General features: G+C 45.4%; 14 protein-coding genes. 6 read left to right on the top strand and 8 right to left on the bottom strand.

Annotated elements, in window-relative coordinates; translation table 11 throughout:
• Nucleotides 1-33: 33 nt before the first annotated feature.
• The 5 genes from rbsK to acs form a co-directional block, all read right to left on the bottom strand.
• Nucleotides 34-969, bottom strand: a complete 936-nt coding sequence (gene rbsK / locus H6F98_RS29655; protein ID WP_192222330.1) for a ribokinase — start codon at nucleotides 967-969, stop codon at nucleotides 34-36.
• A 44-nt stretch (nucleotides 970-1,013) separates the two neighbouring features.
• Nucleotides 1,014-1,568, bottom strand: a complete 555-nt coding sequence (locus H6F98_RS29650; RefSeq protein WP_192222329.1) for a Uma2 family endonuclease — start codon at nucleotides 1,566-1,568, stop codon at nucleotides 1,014-1,016.
• A gap of 232 nt (nucleotides 1,569-1,800) precedes the next feature.
• Nucleotides 1,801-2,892, bottom strand: coding sequence for a DRTGG domain-containing protein (locus H6F98_RS29645; RefSeq protein WP_192222328.1), 1,092 nt, complete (start codon nucleotides 2,890-2,892; stop codon nucleotides 1,801-1,803).
• A 33-nt stretch (nucleotides 2,893-2,925) separates the two neighbouring features.
• On the bottom strand, nucleotides 2,926-3,300 hold the full coding sequence (gene ebsA / locus H6F98_RS29640) for a type IV pilus biogenesis protein EbsA (RefSeq protein WP_192222327.1): 375 nt from the start codon (nucleotides 3,298-3,300) through the stop codon (nucleotides 2,926-2,928).
• 394 nt (nucleotides 3,301-3,694) lie between these two features.
• Complete coding sequence (gene acs, locus H6F98_RS29635) at nucleotides 3,695-5,665, bottom strand: acetate--CoA ligase (protein WP_192222326.1); 1,971 nt, start codon at nucleotides 5,663-5,665, stop codon at nucleotides 3,695-3,697.
• Nucleotides 5,666-6,427: 762 nt separating this feature from the next.
• Here acs and H6F98_RS29630 point away from each other — a divergent pair.
• Nucleotides 6,428-9,175 (top strand): ATP-binding protein, encoded by a 2,748-nt coding sequence (locus H6F98_RS29630; RefSeq protein WP_192222325.1) that lies wholly within the window; start codon nucleotides 6,428-6,430, stop codon nucleotides 9,173-9,175.
• Between the two features lie 148 nt (nucleotides 9,176-9,323).
• Here H6F98_RS29630 and H6F98_RS29625 read toward each other — a convergent pair whose 3' ends face one another.
• Nucleotides 9,324-9,506: a hypothetical protein gene (locus H6F98_RS29625; protein WP_192222324.1), complete on the bottom strand. Its 183-nt coding sequence runs from the start codon at nucleotides 9,504-9,506 to the stop codon at nucleotides 9,324-9,326.
• A gap of 127 nt (nucleotides 9,507-9,633) precedes the next feature.
• The gene (locus tag H6F98_RS34265; RefSeq protein ID WP_277927624.1) at nucleotides 9,634-9,768 is read right to left on the bottom strand and encodes a hypothetical protein; all 135 of its coding nucleotides are present in this window, start codon (nucleotides 9,766-9,768) and stop codon (nucleotides 9,634-9,636) included.
• Nucleotides 9,769-10,093: 325 nt separating this feature from the next.
• Here H6F98_RS34265 and H6F98_RS29620 point away from each other — a divergent pair, with 325 nt between their 5' ends.
• The 4 genes from H6F98_RS29620 (at nucleotide 10,094) to H6F98_RS29605 (ending at nucleotide 13,985) form a co-directional block, all read left to right on the top strand.
• Nucleotides 10,094-10,243, top strand: coding sequence for a hypothetical protein (locus H6F98_RS29620; RefSeq protein ID WP_192222323.1), 150 nt, complete (start codon nucleotides 10,094-10,096; stop codon nucleotides 10,241-10,243).
• A gap of 22 nt (nucleotides 10,244-10,265) precedes the next feature.
• Nucleotides 10,266-11,753 carry a hypothetical protein gene (locus H6F98_RS29615; RefSeq protein WP_242058761.1) on the top strand — a complete coding sequence of 496 codons (1,488 nt, stop codon included), beginning with the start codon at nucleotides 10,266-10,268 and terminating at the stop codon, nucleotides 11,751-11,753.
• A gap of 2 nt (nucleotides 11,754-11,755) precedes the next feature.
• Entirely contained in the window at nucleotides 11,756-13,114 is a 1,359-nt protein-coding gene (locus H6F98_RS29610; protein ID WP_192222322.1) for a DUF1822 family protein, read from the top strand.
• Nucleotides 13,115-13,589: 475 nt separating this feature from the next.
• Entirely contained in the window at nucleotides 13,590-13,985 is a 396-nt protein-coding gene (locus H6F98_RS29605; protein WP_192222321.1) for a hypothetical protein, read from the top strand.
• A gap of 464 nt (nucleotides 13,986-14,449) precedes the next feature.
• Here the strand turns inward: H6F98_RS29605 and H6F98_RS29600 are convergent, their stop codons facing one another.
• A complete protein-coding gene (locus tag H6F98_RS29600; protein WP_192222320.1) occupies nucleotides 14,450-15,016 on the bottom strand; it encodes an NADAR family protein in 567 nt (188 codons plus the stop codon).
• Nucleotides 15,017-15,312: 296 nt separating this feature from the next.
• Here H6F98_RS29600 and H6F98_RS29595 point away from each other — a divergent pair, with 296 nt between their 5' ends.
• Complete coding sequence (locus tag H6F98_RS29595; protein WP_192222319.1) at nucleotides 15,313-16,227, top strand: SH3 domain-containing protein; 915 nt, start codon at nucleotides 15,313-15,315, stop codon at nucleotides 16,225-16,227.
• The last annotated feature ends 101 nt before the right edge of the window (nucleotides 16,228-16,328 follow it).

Below are 16,328 nucleotides of genomic sequence, written 5' to 3'. Positions count from 1 at the left end.
GGTTCAACTACCTCTTGTAGTTAAAGACAAGCATCACCCTATCTCCACATCTCTTTCCTTAAGAAACCTCCTAAACGTCTCCCGATCAGGTAGAGAAGGCTGCGCTCCTACTTTCGTCGCCGAAAGTGCCCCAGCCGCCGCACCCCAAAGGATAGCTTGCCGCAAAGGTAATCCCTCCGCCAATGCCGTCGCTAACCCTCCATTAAAAGCATCCCCAGCCGCAACCGTATCAACGGCTTGGACTGAAAAAGCTGGAACAAAGAACGTTTCAGAGCCAGTGGCACAGAAGACACCTTGAGCGCCCAACTTGATAATCACAGTACCAATACCCCGTTGCCGTAACTCGGCTGCTGCTCTCGTCGCTGTCTCTTGTCCATCTACAGGAAAACCCACAAGTTGAGTGGCTTCCACTTCATTTGGTGTGATGATGTCTACCAACAGGTAAAGTTCTGGTGGAATATCCCCTCTAGCAGGTGCCGGGTCAAGTATTACCGGAACACCAGCCTTTTGTGCTGCCTGAGTGGCTGCCAAAACGGCTGATAAAGGAACCTCAAGTTGTAAAAGTAACGCCGCCGCATTCGGTAATAAAGTAGTAAGACGCTCTACATCCTCCTGATTCACACGTCCATTAGCACCTGCAACAATAATGATGTTGTTTTCTCCCACATCATCCACGGCAATAACCGCAACACCAGAACTTGCGCTATCGTCCAGCAAAACATTGTCGATATGAACACCTGCTGCTTGTAACCCACCTCGCAGTTGATGCCCAAAATTATCATTACCGACACGCCCCACCATTTGCGTGGAGATTCCGAGCCGCGCTGCTGCTACGGCTTGATTTGCTCCTTTCCCACCAGCAGCCGTGAAAAATTCATAACCTTGCAGTGTTTCACCAGCTAGTGGCAACCGAGGTGTCCTGGTTACCAAATCCATGTTGATGCTACCGAAAACAATCACTGGTTTCATTAGAGTTCAGGCTAATGCCTCGACTTCAGTCTTGAGAATAAAAGTTACTCGAACTCAACAGGCCATAGTTCAGAAATAGGAACTTCCCAGCCAGGAAATAGTTCTGGAATTGTGAGGATATCTGCATCCGTCAGCACGACTGGCTCAGTTGTTGAACGGTAGATAGTGACAGTCTGCTTATCTGGGTCAATTAATATCCCTACTCTTGCACCCAGTTCTATGAATGACTGGATTTTCTCTCGAAGAGGTTTGATACGATCACTTTGGGATTTAATTTCTACTGTTAAGTCTGGAACCATTTCAGCAAAATACCGCTTGCTGCGTTTGAGGCGTTCGGCGCTGACAAAGGAAACGTCTGGAGCGCGAAGATTGGAATCGGGTAGGATAAACCCACCACTGGATTCAAATACCCGTCCCAGCCGGCGTGGTGTGACCCAGTTTGCGAGGAATCTGCTGAACTGAACCCCAATTTCACTAGAAACAATATCCGATGGTCCCATGACGATAATCTTCCCATCTACCAGTTCCAGTTGGTAGTCGAGATGGTCTTCAGTGAGCTTCGCTTGCAGTTGTTCTAGGTCTTTGACAGTCAGGGGCATAGGAGGATACCTCGATCGCTCTCTTGCCTATGTTATGTCAAACCAGAGTTTGGGCGTTTGTCGCGATCGCATTCTTATCTTAGTTGAGTAGCGCAGATCGCATCTTTATTAGGATTAGCCTAATTCTTCGCGTGTTGGCTGTTTGGTATTTGAGAACAAGCTTAAAACTTTAGAAAATAAAACTCTGTCTCTAAAATACAAACAACCAACAACTAATAACCAACAATTAATGTTAATGTGCTGGCACAGCGGGTTCTAAACCAAGTTGACTCATCAACCGATCAATGTCGAAATGCCGATCCATCAACTGCCGAATACACTGCACCTTAATCGCTTCATTTAGGCGCACTTGTCCAAAGGCATCATCAACAATTTCCACTGTCGTCAGGGTGTCCAAGTCAACTGAGAGAACCGGGATTTCCAATTCTTCAGCACGACTAAGGATAAAGGGTTGCGGTGGCAATTGTCCTGTAAGGATGAGGCAATGAGTTGAGGTTTCTAGCGCTGCCATCTGAATGTCTGCGCGATCGCCTCCTGTCACCACTGCCATGTTTCTTCCCTTGCGGAAATACTTCAGTGCTGAATTTACATTCATCGCACCAATTTTCAAGGTTTCTACCATCAAGTCCAGCCGATCCGAACGGCAAAGCACTTCAGCATTCAACTGACGCACGAGTTCCCGAACGCTGACACTCCGCAACAAATCACTTCTCGGCATCATTGCCAATACTGGAATTCCTTGCTGTTCCAGAAAAGGTCGCACTGTCGATTCTGCTATGGATAGTTGTTCAGCGGGAATATCGTTAATCAAAACTCCCAGTAAATGATCACCGAGAAGTTGTTTTGCCGACAGCAGCGTTTCCACGAGTAACACCGAGTGAAAACGGGTGACGAGTAGGACAGCCGCATCAGCCGCTTGAGCGACTTCTAGTAACGATAAGTTAAACAGGCTTCCTTCACAGAGAGTTCCTGGTCCTTCTAGCAACATTAAATCGCCATCGGGTTGTTGGAGATATTGCAAGAGCGATTGGCGATAATTCGTTGAATCCTCTCCCCGCAGTCGCTTTTGAATCGTTTCATCATCCAGAGACAGCAAAGGCGATCGCACCCGTCTTTCCGGCAAGTTAAGGGTTTGGCTCATAAACCGAATATCTTCTTCCATCGCCTCAGAGGGATTGGTACTCAGACGGGTTCCCAACGGTTTACCGTAAGCGATATCCAACCCTTTTTCTTGCAGTTGATAGGCAACTCCTAAAATCGTTGCTGACTTACCGCTGTAAGCTTCTGTTGACCCGATTTGCAAATACTTCGCGGATTTTGCCACCCCTTTTTTCACTCCTATTATTTCAACTTGTGCTTACTCGTCGATGCGTAACAGCTTTCGGTAGAAGGCTTGGGAAAAATCCGTTAAACGCGATCGCCTGAAATTCATGATTACGTCGATTAAGTAATTCATAAACTCAGAATTTGGCATCGTCACTTCGTAACTGAGTTCCGCATTTCCATCAAACTGTAATCGGCAACGGGTTAACTCCGCAGGAAGTTTTGATACAAACCAAGTAGCAACAAAGGGAATACTGTCACTGCCTTCAATTCGGCGCTGACCTTCCAAGGAACCCTGTTGGTAGAGGCTAATTGCCAGGGGGAGCATATTTCGCTTAGCACCCTGGTAGTAAGGCATATAAACACCGACGGCACCCTTGTCGGCAGGCTGAAGTTTTTCGATTGACATATGCTATCTTTCCTCAATGTCCGTTGATAAAAGCGGTTCAGGCTATTGTTTGGTAGTTAAGACCAGCGGTTAGAAACGGGTTTGGCTGAGGTTGTTGATTCAAAAAAATTATTCATCGTTATGATTTTAGGCTCTTTCATTGAGCGCATCTAGCCTCATTTAAGCATTTATACTGAGTAGGACTTGATTGAATCCAGTCTAGCTGAACAGTTTGAGAAGCCTCATACTACTATCGGCTAGAGTTTGTTGTAGAAGGGATGTATAGTTTAGCAAAATATTCCTTCATCTTTCTTAAAATTAATTCTTCTCCTATGAAACAAAACCCGCCTAAGCGGGTTTAAGACGAAGTTCACTGATTATGTTGATAGAGAAAAATGTGTTAGCCCAATAGTGATTAGGCTCCTTCCCGCAACTTATCGAGAACACCCAGATCTTCGAGAGTGGAGGTATCACCAGCGACTTCCTGACCTGCCGCCAGTGACCTGAGTAACCGCCGCATAATTTTCCCCGATCGCGTCTTGGGCAAAGCATCGGTAAAGCGGATTTCACCAGGACGTGCGAGTGCCCCAATTTCCTGAACGACGTGCTTCTTCAGTTCTTTCTGTAACTCCTCACTAGGGCTTTGGTTGCCTTCTAGGGTGACAAATGCGAAGACCTCTTCCCCTTTCAAGTCATCCGGCTTACCAACTACAGCAGCTTCAGCAACAGCAGGATGAGATACCAGTGCTGACTCAATTTCCATCGTGCCGAGTCTGTGACCAGAGACATTAATCACATCATCAACTCGACCCATGACCCAGAAGTACCCATCTTCATCTCGACGCGCACCATCTCCTGCAAAATAGACATATTTTCCATCTTTCGGGGGAATATGTTCCCAATAGGTGCGACGGAAGCGGTCTGGATCGCCATAAACGGTTCGCATCATCCCAGGCCAAGGATGCTGAATGATTAGGTAGCCACCTTCATTTGCTCCAAGCGAGTTGCCTTCTAAATCGACAATATCTGCCAAAATTCCAGGGAAAGGCAACGTAGCAGAACCTGGTTTTGTTGGAATTGCTCCCGGCAGTGGCGTAATCATAAATCCACCCGTTTCCGTCTGCCACCAGGTATCAACAATTGGACACTTGTCGCCCCCGATATACTGCTGATACCACATCCAAGCTCTAGGATTAATTGGCTCACCCACAGTTCCTAGCAATCTTAAGGACGACAAATTTCGCGCTTGAGGGTGCTGTTCACCCATTTTCATAAAAGCGCGAATCGCAGTAGGGGCAGTATAGAAGATGTTGACACCGTGTTTTTCAATCACATCCCAAAAAGCGCCAGGATTAGAAGCACGGGGCGCACCTTCATACATTAGCGTCGTTGCCCCATTGGAAAGCGGGCCATAGACGATGTAGCTGTGACCTGTAATCCAACCTACATCGGCTGTACACCAGTAGACATCAGTATCCTGGATGTCAAATGCCCATTTCAGGGTCATGTGGGTATAGAGGTTGTAACCTGCTGTGGTGTGGACAACGCCTTTGGGTTTACCCGTGGTGCCACTGGTGTAGAGAATGAACAGCATATCTTCACTGTCCATTGGTTCAGCAGGGCAATCGGCAGAGGCTTTGAGTTGTAATTCATGCCACCAGTGGTCGCGTCCCGCTTCCATGTGAACGTCTTGCTTGGTGCGCTGAACCACGAGGACGTTTTCAACACTTGGTGCGCCGTTATTGGCTAAGGCTTTATCAACTTGGTCTTTGAGAGCAACGATCGCATCTTTGCGCCACCCCCCATCAGCCGTGACAACGACTTTCACTTGAGCATCGACCATTCGATCTTTTAAGGCTTCAGCACTGAAGCCGCCAAAGACAACTGTATGAGCCGCCCCAATTCTTGCACAAGCCAGCATTGCGATCGCGGCTTCGGGAATCATCGGCATATAGATACCAACGCGATCGCCTTTTTGCACACCTAACTGCTTTAAAACATTGGCAAACTGGCAGACTTCCCGATGCAACTGAGCATAAGTCAGAGTCCGCGAGTCTCCCGGTTCCCCTTCCCAAATTAATGCTGCCTTATTGCGACGCCAGGTAGTTAGATGTCTATCAAGGCAGTTGTAAGAAATATTAATCTTGCCACCGACGAACCACTTCGCAAACGGGGGTTGCCAATCGAGTACTGTATCCCACTTCTGGAACCAGTCCAACTCTGTTTCGGCCAAATCTGCCCAAAACTTCTGTGGATCAGCTTTCGCTTTTTCATAGAGTTGCTGATACTCTTCCAGACTCTTGATCTGAGCCTTTTGTGAAAATTCAGCAGTCGGCGGGAATATACGCTTTTCTTGAAGGATTGATTCTATGGTGGGCTGAGACATAGGACTAAACTCTGGATCTAAATCAAAAACTCTTGCGCTCGTGGGAATTATCCCTTCCAAACAATACTTTGTTCTTTATGCAGATTAACGCCTGACTATTTTGAGTTTCTTTAAGCGTATGGCAAATGCTTGAAACTGTAGCAGAGTTGCCACAACTCAGACCGGGCGAAGATGGCTCATCCTATTGTGGATTTTAAGGTTTGACTTGTAAATAGCTCATTGAGTATCGAAACCTAAATAAACTTCTAAAGTTTCTGGTGGTAAATTATCTTTCTTAGGCAACAAAGCTTGCCCTAAAAAGAATTAGAATCCACCCTTCCTGAGATTAGCCACTGTCATTAATTCAGAACGGCTGTAGAGCAAAGGAACTTGCATGACGCTACTTTAACCTTGGCTGAATGCTTGCGCCTGTCTACACAAGGGGGAGCATAATCACTCACTAGTACAGTATGGCGGAAATAACTATTCAGTTGAAAAAGGTTAAAAGGCTTACCTTACAAGCAATATTCATAAAAGCCTTGTGCCTCCTGCCTCCTGCCTTCTTGCACTAGTGAGCCGGCCCTACCAACGCCAAGCAAGTCTAGACGTTGTTCAATCGTCCCCTAACCTCTTGTCCCGTCAATTAGTAGAAATCCCCTCAGAAAAAACCTGGTGCAGTTAGGAATACGGGAATACTGTAGTAAGCCATCTCGCTTGGCTCAGTCAACTTCTAAACTCATATCCCTTAGCAACCACACTCAACACTGGTGTTCTAACTCCGTAATGCTCCTGAAATATTTAACCAATCAGGTTTCAAAGGTTTCTGAGAAAATACCGCTGCGTATCTTGCTTGTGGTGCCGTTCGTGCTTCAAATCTTTGTGGTAGTTGGGTTTACAGGCTGGCTATCCCTACGCAACGGGCAAAAGGCAGTTCAGAGCGTGACAACTCAGTTACATAGCGAAATCACCGAGCGCCTTGAACAATACCTCAATGTTTATCTCAAGGTTCCTCATGTTGTCAATCAGCTTAATGCTGATGCAATTAATTTGGGTTTATTAGATGTACAAAATATTCCTACCCTAGAGCGCTACTTCTGGCATCAACTCCATACCTTCAAGTCACTGGAACACATTGCCTTAGGTAATACAAACGGAGATTATATTGAGGTTTTGCGCCAGAAAGATGGTCAATTTATTGTCAAGGTTAAAGATAATACAACTAGCCCATCGCGCCACACCTATAGGCTCTCCAGCCAGGGGAAACGAACCCAGCTTTTACAAAGTGAACCAAACTACGACCCTCGATTTCGCCCTTTTTATCAGGTAGCTGTAAAAGCCGCAAGTCCTATTTGGACAGATGTTTATTTAGGGTTTTCTACTCAAGAACTCCATACTGATGCCGTTCGACCCATCTACGAGCAAACTGGAGCGCTTAAAGGAGTTTTGGATGCGGGTTCAAATCTTTCCAAAATTAGTGAATTTTTACAGAGCTTAAAAATTGGTCAAACAGGGCAAACATTCATCATTGAACGCTCTGGTATGTTAGTTGCAAGTTCTACGGCTGAGAAACCATTTGTTGTCACAGATGGTAACGCTACTCGGATTAAAGCTTTAGAAAGCCGCGATTCTTTAACTCGTTCAACAGCAGACTATTTAACTAAATACTTTGGTAACTTCACCCAAATTAACAGTAGCCAACAGCTTACCTTTAATATCAATAACCGCCGACAATTTTTACAGATAACGCCCCTACGTGAAGGAAATAGCCCTGAAACTGACACTTTACTGCTTCCAGATTGGCTAATTGTCGTAGTCGTGCCTGAAGCAGACTTTCAAGAACACATTGATGTGAATACCCGCTCTACTATTCTCTTGTGTTTAGCTGCTTTAGCAATCGCTACGTTATTTGGAATTCTGACCTATCGCTGGATTACTCAACCAATATTACATCTAACGGCTGCGGCTACTGCTCTTTCTAGAGGAGAATGGAACCAAGTTGTATCAGTTGAGCGTTCTGATGAACTGGGTGTTCTTGCCAAAGCATTTAATCAGATGGCACTTCAGTTGAAAAAGTCCTTCCTTACACTTTCTCAGCGTCAAGCCTCCCTTGCTGAAGCCCAAAAGCTGGCTCATGTTGGTAACTGGGAACTAGATTTAGCCACTTATACGATTACGGGTTCCGATGAACTCTTCCGCATCTTTGGTTGGGAGCCAAGTGAAATCGGGCATAGATATCTTAAGTACACTGACTATCTCAAACGAATTCATCCCGAAGATGCAAAGGTTTATAGGGAAATAATTTCCGAAGCCATTTATCAAGGCAAACCTTATGAGTTTGATTGCCGAATCCAAATTCCTGATGGTTCAATTCGGCATATTTCCACCAAAGGGGAACCGAATCTTGATCACAAGGGTGAAGTGATTCGATGTTTTGGAACGGTGATGGATATCACTGATCGAAAATTAGCAGCTCAAGCCTTGGAACAAGCCAAGTTAGACTTAGAAATTCGAGTCGAAGAACGAACAGCAGAATTGAGCCAAGCATTAGAGCAATTGCAGCAATCAGAAGTCCAACTCAAGAAAAAAGCCTTTCAACTCAAAAAAACCTTACGCGAACTGCAACAAACTCAAACTCAGCTTGTTCATACTGAAAAGATGTCTTCGCTTGGTCAACTTGTTGCTGGTGTTGCTCATGAAATTAACAATCCAGTTAGCTTCATTTACGGCAATCTTACTTATGCCAGAGCTTATATGAGCGACTTGTTTGAACTGCTGCAACTTTATCAAGAGCATTATTCATCACCACCAGCCACGATCCAGAATCAAACAGAAGCAATTGAGTTGGATTTCTTGATGGAAGATTTTCCAAAATTACTTGACTCAATGCAAGTTGGGGCAGAACGTATCAGCGAAATCGTTCACTCCTTAAAGAACTTCTCTCGTTTTGACCAGGCTCAAATGAAAGAAGTCAATATCCATGAGGGGATAGACAGTACCTTAATGCTTTTGCAAAGCCGCCTCTCAGAAACTGTTAGTCACTGTGGAATTAAGGTGATTAAGGAGTATGGCGACTTGCCAATGGTACAGTGCTACGCTGGTCAGATGAATCAGGTATTTATGAATATCCTGAGCAATGCGATCGATGCTTTAGAGGAGAAGAGAATTAGGATTAAGGAAACGGGAGATAGAAGTTGGCAGGAAAAAGACTATCCCCCAGTATTTATTAAAATTCGCACTCGCCTTCAGGACGTGGCAAGTCATAAAAATACTCATCAGCTCTCACCCTTAACCCCTCACCTCCTCATTCAGATTTCAGATAATGGATGTGGGATGATTGAGCCGATACGCTCTCGGATTTTTGACCCTTTTTTTACAACTAAGCCGATTGGTTCTGGTACTGGATTGGGTTTAACGATTAGCTACCAAATTGTCGTGCAATCTCACAAAGGTAAGCTCAACGTTACATCAACAGAGGGACACGGCACTGAGTTTGCAATTGAGTTGCCTTTACGACAAACTATCCTTCCGTGAACTACTTACGCTTCTCTTCGAGTAAGCGTGAGCTTCCCAAATCTCTAAGAAATCTGAGAACTTCCATTGCGGTACTATGGGTGTCTAAATCATTACAAGAGACAGCCTTAGATTATTTCCCAGTCCCCAGCCCCCAATCCCCAGACAGTTAGCCAAAAGCGATCGCAAACGCTTGCACAAGCTTAACAATTTCAAAGGTTACAAAGATACTGAGAATAACTGTCACTAAGTTATTCAGGATGGGGATGTTGCCATAGCCGAACATCGAAGCGGCAAACTTAAGCACAACAATTACAAGCCCAATAATGACGGCAATTTGTAGGGGTGTCATAGTTCTCTTCTCGATCAACGATCAACCTTGAGGGTATACCGTTTTGTGACACCTTGGGAATAGGCATTACATTAACAATTGTGGCTCTTTGTTACCACTTCAGTATTGCCTAAGTAACCTCTATCGCTTAGCGCATCAGATTTAATGCCAGGTGAAGCGGATGGCTAGAGGTTGCGCCTTGTGGTTGATGCCGGGAATCCGAAAGATTTGCTATTGCCCACAAACAACCAGTTAGGAAGATGCTAGAGACAAGACGTTTCATCGTTTCTACCTCCAAACAGATGGTCTTAGGGACTTATCTCTCTACGAGCCGAGTAGTTATGCACCATATTAAAGAATTCATGCCTTTTAACAGATGAAGAATTTTTTCTAGCTCTCTAATCTAGATTTGTAATCTCTAGAGCCAGTAGTACGAATTCCCTAGCTGTCTCGTTAACCTACAAGGGTCAGAGTTCTCCTACAGAAATTAAGCGAAACTGCATAAGCTGAATTTGACGAGAGTTAATTAATGCTGACAGGCTCTGATGCCACTGACTGAAATCTCGATTAGGGAGGTGAACAACCTTGGGGGGATAAATTAAAACGATATGGCGGTGACAGAGGCTATAGCTTCCCTTTCGTTAGTAGAACCGTTAATCGCTCTAGAGAACATAGTCCAGCACCACGGCTTGCAGCCAATCATCCATCAGGCGACTCGGTTATCAGGATTTCTGCGACACTTCATAGATAAACAGTAAATTGCCTCAGCTGTAACATTCGATGATTTCTTCCCCTGTCAAAATCGCTATGGGTGCTGCATTAAGATACTGGAGACTTGTGAGAATTGACGCTACAGGAAAACGCAGAATTAAGGAAATTCCTGAAGCACAAGAGTTTTTCTTGGCATCCTTTCCGGAATTCATGGCTCAAAGCGATGTGCCGGATACCCTCATCCAGCGTCAACTCCTGCACTGGATGAAACAGGCTAACCAAGGAAGCCTTCAAGCAACATCCCGTCAAGAAGAACAGCAAGGTTTTTTGGCTCAACGTTGTTTACAGTGCTTTATTTCTCATCAAATCGAGCGAGTTTGCCTGAAATTGGAAGCGCAGTTTGGCGCTGAACATGGCTTCACCTGCAATGATTTACTACCTTTTGTCTTAGATGATGACGGGATAAGACAACAGCGGAACCCAACTCGCTCAGTTGCGACTCCCTATCAATCGCTAATGAGCAATATTTTACAAAGCTTCGATCCAGAGCAGAGCAGCCTAGCGACTTGGGCAACGCGGCGAGTAAAACACCACAAAGAGCTGAATGCTTTCTTGCTGGAACACGGGGTTTACCTGGTCAGTGACTGGGCAATCCTCAACGATACCCGCCCCAAGCAGTTGCAACGGATTTTCACGCAGTTTCACGGTTTAACGCCTGTTGAAGTCCAGCAGGCGACACGACTTCTAGAAAACTATCACGCTGTTTATCGCGCTCAACGCTTGCTTGCACGTCAGACAGGAACCCAGGGACAGTGCCTACCACCGACGACCGAACAACTCCAGCAAATGGCACAACGCTTATTCAACCAAACTCACGAGATGCTTGCTCCCGAAATCCTGATGACACAATTACAAGAAATTGGTTCTCGTCTGCGGGAGTACCGAATTTACGTCCGGGGTGGCTCTCTGCCAACTGAATCTCTGGATGCCAAAGTGAATGACACCAACACGTTGAGTGAGCGTCTTCCAGCTCTTGAGGGGGATAACCAGGATACTGACGAGCAAACAGAATTTTTAAGCTTCTATCGCCAACAACTCGTGGAATGTTTAGACCAAGCTGTAGCGCAGGTAACGGACGACCAAGTTAGGAAGTTAAAACGTAAAGATCCCGATAAAGCAGAAAAATTTCTGGCGGCATTGCAGTTGTTCCACTGTCAGGAATTGTCGATGAGTGAAATTGCGCCCCTAGTGAATTTGCAAGCGCAGTTTCAAGTCAGCCGCTTGCTCAAGCTGAAGTCTCTTCGTGCAGATATCCGACAGCGATTGCTCTTGCAATTACGCGATCGCATTTTTGAGCAAGCCAAAGTCTACACAACCCCAGAACGCCTTCAGACACTCAATCAACAGCTCGAAGAGGTACTCAGTGAACAAATTGACACCGTAATCCAAGAGGCACTAACGGAAGCCAGTACAGCAACAACCGCAAGAAAACAAACCCTACCCAGCAGTCTTTTTGCCCAAAGACTCTGCCGCTATCTTGATTCTAGGAGAAACTAACTATGAATTATTCCTTAGATCGTACCGCCCAAATTTGGCTCGACTTTGAACCCTTAGCTACAGAATCAGTTAACCTCTCACCAGAGGTTGTAGACCAATCTGTCGCACTGAGCTTAAATATTCCTAATGAAGAACGACAGTGGCAAACGTATCTCAACGCCTTAGCTCTATTTGGTTTCGAGGAATGGCTGGAGGGAAGATCGGCTGATGTAACGATCGATCGGGAGCAATGCTCAGTCTTACAACCCTCTCTTGCCAATGCCATTGAAGCCGTATGTAACCTGAAGGTTAATGGGTTCAACATTTGCTTAATTGCGACTGGTAGCCTGAGTGATGAAGAAGTCATGTTACCCAGAGCCGTTGTAGACTTGCCAGAATTTGTCCCTCATTTTTACGTGTTGGTGGAGGTTGAAGAAGAATTTTCAACGGTTACAGTTCAGAGTTTCCTCTCTCATGCACAGTTAACAAATCGACTAAGACAGGTCAATTTAGAAGCTGAGGACGATTGGACTTATCAGCTACCTTTAACCTGGTTTGACAGTGAGCCAGATCGTTTGTTGTTAAATCTATCTGGATTGGAACCGATAGCAGTGCCTCTACCTCAACGAGATCGCATTCCTGCCTTATCCTCAATTCGCTCGGAACTAGAAACACTCTTATCTCAATTACACTCATCAGAACGTCAACTCTCTTCAATTTTGACTTGGGAACAAGGAGCGGTTGTCCTCACTAGTCCAGAGTTACTCGATTGGGTGTATCAAGTACAACGACAGGAGCGTTCCACGCCAAACTCACCCAGTTTATTGACTCAATCTCGCCAGCATCTTGCAGACATCCTACAGCTTTTAACACAACCTGCGGTGAATGTAGGGCGCTGGTTGTGGAACGAGTTGGATGAGTTTGCACAGGAACTCTCTTGGGTACTACTGCCAACCTTTGCTGCCAATGCCCCGGTGCGATCGCCTGTGGAAGAATTTGAAGCGATCGTGACACGACTGGAGCAAACAGGCGTAGAAATTCCTGTGGAAGCGCGTGGTGCTTATCGTGACTTGCGGTTAGGGGGAATGCCATTACGGCTGTATGCCGTTACCTGGTCTGTGCTATCAAATCCAATTCCTGAATGGACATTGTTACTAATATTGGGGGCCACGCCTGGTACGAGTCTACCTCTAGGTTTGCAGTTACGAGTCAGTGACCAGACAGGCGTTTTGGTAGAACAAGTATTGGATGCTGGACAGCGTGATTCCTACTTCTTTACCAGTGTCGTTGGTACGTGGGATGAGAAATTTATTGTGTCAGTGGGCTTACCTTCTGGGATTCAACAGACTTTTCCCCCCTTTAGCTTTAACCCAGAGCAATAGAGCAATTAGCAGTCAGCTATCAGCTATCAGCTTTTTTGTTTTCCTTGCTGACTTTCGGTTTCACAGACCTTCCGCTTTACCTCATCTCGAAGAGGAAACCGCTATAAGCGATCGCTTTTCTTCGGGTTCTTTAAGACGGCAAGATATAGAATACGTTTTTCTTAAAAATAGATAAAATAATCGCGATTGATACAAAATCCATGATTACCAAAAAAGTGTAATGTGTATCACACTAGCGTTGAGATTTCTCTCGATGAGATAAAGAAGGGTTCGATTAGTTACAGAATGGGTAGCTAATATCTTGTATAGATAAAAATGCTTCTTGCCTTATTCAGTAGCTTTGTAACGTGCTTCATAAAAACTATTGCTATATCTAGCGATAGAGGTAAAATTCTCATAAATATCAACACACTATAAGTAAAGAGAAAGCTTGAAGTAAAAGTTTAAAACAAAATAAAACCAGGGAGTAAAGTTAATGCTACGCAGATCGCTTGTTGTCTTAGGAGTCGGAGCAGTAGTTGTTGGCTTCGCACCAGTTACCCTTGCCCAGACAGCTACCCCATCTCGCGCAAACGATAATTCAGTCACTCTGTCTGGTGAATCTCTCCAGATTGAGAGTCGTACAATCTCTGACTTCCAAAATTTCTTTGATGATGGAACACCACAAGTCACTCAGCAAAATTCTGCAACTAGTGTTGGTAGACTCACTCGATCTGAATCAAGCCTTTCAATTGGCGAAGAGTTGGGAATAGACGAACAAGTTGACGTTGTTGTTGGGGATACTCTAAATGGTTCAACTAGTCCAGCAACGTTCCGTGCGGGAGAACTAGACAATGAACGGGTAAGAGTGCAACTTCAGCTAGGTCAATAAACTATAGTGAGCAAGACGCTGCACAATTCCATAATAATGATTTCGTAGAAGCGATAGCATGGGCAGCCGCTTCCTTAGTTTTAGAGGCAATCTCTAAGGTTTGCTCCTGCTTTTATCGCCTTAGCTCATAATTGCGCTGCATCGCACCTTGATTTTAACTATTGGGGAGTTTGAGGGGCTATAAATCCCGCGCTCTCGCCTTTAAGTCGGGTAAAAGGCAAGCTTTATTGCCAATCCATTGTGCAGAACTGTGCTTCAGTTACTCATCAGGTGCTGGGGTCGCTGTCAAGTGGCGTTCTTGCTTGCTTTCATCTCATTGGTCGTAGCAATCAATGTCGAGATATATATTTTTTGTCTGACTAGCAGGTATCTCGACACTGTTTGTCCAAAGGGTATCCCCTTGGAGAACCCCAACGCAACCTATTGAATTTTGAATTTTGAACTCAAAAAAAGGTCACTAATCCCTAGGGTTCAGCACTGCCAAAATCTAAAGGTTCTCTTTTTTCAATGCGTTCTCTAACACGTTGTTGGAGACTTTTGTGAACATCAGGTTTATTGTGAGTTCGATCGCGGTTAACAATCGTAGAGGTCGGCAAAGTCCGAAACTTCTCCCGGACTTCCATTAGGATTTGCCCCAACATATTCTTCCCCTTGCGATCCGCTCCACAACCCCAATAAGAATCAGTAGGAGAATCCTCTACAAGCAGGGCATCGCCAGTCGAGAGCAGCACGGCTTGGATATCACCATTGAACTCAAACTTACGCTGTACCGCTTTTCTCATTACATCGTCCCTAATGTGTGACCAGTCGGCGCGTACCAAGTGCTTGAGCTTGTGAGCCAGATCGAAAGCCTCTCTGGGGGTGGGTAGCTTACGGATTTCTTCGGCGTGAGGGGTGCCAGCGAATTTTTGGGCTTGGAAGTAATGCTCGCTAGTACGCCACCAGTCTCCATCAAGTTCAAATCCGTGCCTCGAAAAATTTGTGAAACAGCCGTAGGGGTTCTCTTTAGTGTCGTAGAAGTAAACAGGCATACACCTTCACTATGGAGTCACACCTTAAAGTTCCCAGTTTCGTGGCGACAGGAACAGGTGAGGCGCGATCGCACCATAAGCTTCTAGGTCAAGATTTTTTGACCTATAAGGTTGGGGGGTGGCGAAAAATCAAAAACCACCAACCTTCTGGAAAGATTTCCGGGAGGTTTTGTCTCCGTCTATTCACGGAAAAAAACTTGAGGTCTTAAAAATTTTTCCGTAATTCCTACGTCGATCGCGGCTACCTCACCCCTTGATACTGAAGCCAGCAACAATCGAGTATCAAAGGATGTAGCATGAGGAAGTTGGTAATCATTCTAGGTAGCATAGCTCTGATCGCTGGATGCACGGCTCAATCTAAAAATCCGACAACCTCGACATCTCAAGCTTCTTTTACCCCTAAAGCGACCTGTGGAGATAAGCCTACGGGGCGTAACGATACCTGGTATCCTGTCTTCATTGACCGTGGGGATTTACAAACCATCCGCCGCAATTTTTGTGCAGATGCTACAAGCACCGTGCGGAAAGATTCTAAGGTTGAATCTGTACAGTTAGCGAGCTTTACCAACCGTGACAGAGCGATTGAATTTGCCAAAGCCGTTGGTGGAAATGTAGGGGAACCTACTTACCTTGATGTTGCCAGTTCATCTCCCGATCCACAGGCAGAGAGTGTAGCTGCTCATGAGGCGACGAACTGGAGTGATGAACTATGTCAAGGTGATCGCTATTTTCCGGCGAACGGTGCCAGTCTAGCTGTATGGAATAGCTGCCAGTACATCAAATCAGACTCTCTCAAGCCAGAAACAATTGTCTTGGCGACAGCTAAAGACAGCGAAAATGTAGCCGACTCAATGGTAGATAAGGGATTTCAGAAGGTGAGCTGGGAAGATGGCTTTAATCCGCTCACAGACCAGTCCAGTTCGGCTTGCATTGTCTACAGTGATAAGTCCGTAGCGTGTCACAAGGGAGAGGGCAGTAATCTCAGCTCAAATGAAGTAGGACAATCGACGGTAGAGACAGCCAGTTCAACCTCTTCAGCCTCCGATGAAGCTATCTTAATCGCCAATGACCCTGATTCAAGAATTAATCTCCGTGATAATCCTTCCGCAACGGGCAGGGAACTGGGATATGGATTGGTAGGCGATCGCGTGGAAATAATTGAGCAAACAACAAATGAAGCAGTTTGGTATTATTTATTTCTACCTACTTAGGAACTCGCGCTTAAATAAAGTACCAATCGCTAAAGAATAATATCCATAGATGAAGCCTCTCTATGTGGGATATTATTTTGACGCGAGTCCCTTACCAGGTT

The organism is Microcoleus sp. FACHB-SPT15, assembly GCF_014849525.1.
Taxonomy (GTDB): Bacteria; Cyanobacteriota; Cyanobacteriia; order Cyanobacteriales; family Coleofasciculaceae; genus Symplocastrum; species Symplocastrum torsivum.
Note: the sequence above shows the minus strand (reverse complement) of the source record. Positions and strands in the feature narration are given on the sequence as shown.

What these genes read in the sequence shown, in the direction of transcription:
- H6F98_RS29605 (WP_192222321.1), top strand. Translation starts at nt 13,590, where the DNA reads ATGCTACGCAGATCGCTTGTTGTCTTAGGAGTCGGAGCAGTAGTTGTT.
- H6F98_RS29595 (WP_192222319.1), top strand. Translation starts at nt 15,313, where the DNA reads ATGAGGAAGTTGGTAATCATTCTAGGTAGCATAGCTCTGATCGCTGGA.
- H6F98_RS29600 (WP_192222320.1), bottom strand. Translation starts at nt 15,016, where the DNA reads ATGCCTGTTTACTTCTACGACACTAAAGAGAACCCCTACGGCTGTTTC.
- H6F98_RS29625 (WP_192222324.1), bottom strand. Translation starts at nt 9,506, where the DNA reads ATGACACCCCTACAAATTGCCGTCATTATTGGGCTTGTAATTGTTGTG.
- H6F98_RS29620 (WP_192222323.1), top strand. Translation starts at nt 10,094, where the DNA reads ATGGCGGTGACAGAGGCTATAGCTTCCCTTTCGTTAGTAGAACCGTTA.
- H6F98_RS29630 (WP_192222325.1), top strand. Translation starts at nt 6,428, where the DNA reads ATGCTCCTGAAATATTTAACCAATCAGGTTTCAAAGGTTTCTGAGAAA.
- ebsA (WP_192222327.1), bottom strand. Translation starts at nt 3,300, where the DNA reads ATGTCAATCGAAAAACTTCAGCCTGCCGACAAGGGTGCCGTCGGTGTT.
- H6F98_RS29650 (WP_192222329.1), bottom strand. Translation starts at nt 1,568, where the DNA reads ATGCCCCTGACTGTCAAAGACCTAGAACAACTGCAAGCGAAGCTCACT.
- H6F98_RS29610 (WP_192222322.1), top strand. Translation starts at nt 11,756, where the DNA reads ATGAATTATTCCTTAGATCGTACCGCCCAAATTTGGCTCGACTTTGAA.
- H6F98_RS34265 (WP_277927624.1), bottom strand. Translation starts at nt 9,768, where the DNA reads ATGAAACGTCTTGTCTCTAGCATCTTCCTAACTGGTTGTTTGTGGGCA.
- rbsK (WP_192222330.1), bottom strand. Translation starts at nt 969, where the DNA reads ATGAAACCAGTGATTGTTTTCGGTAGCATCAACATGGATTTGGTAACC.
- acs (WP_192222326.1), bottom strand. Translation starts at nt 5,665, where the DNA reads ATGTCTCAGCCCACCATAGAATCAATCCTTCAAGAAAAGCGTATATTC.
- H6F98_RS29615 (WP_242058761.1), top strand. Translation starts at nt 10,266, where the DNA reads ATGATTTCTTCCCCTGTCAAAATCGCTATGGGTGCTGCATTAAGATAC.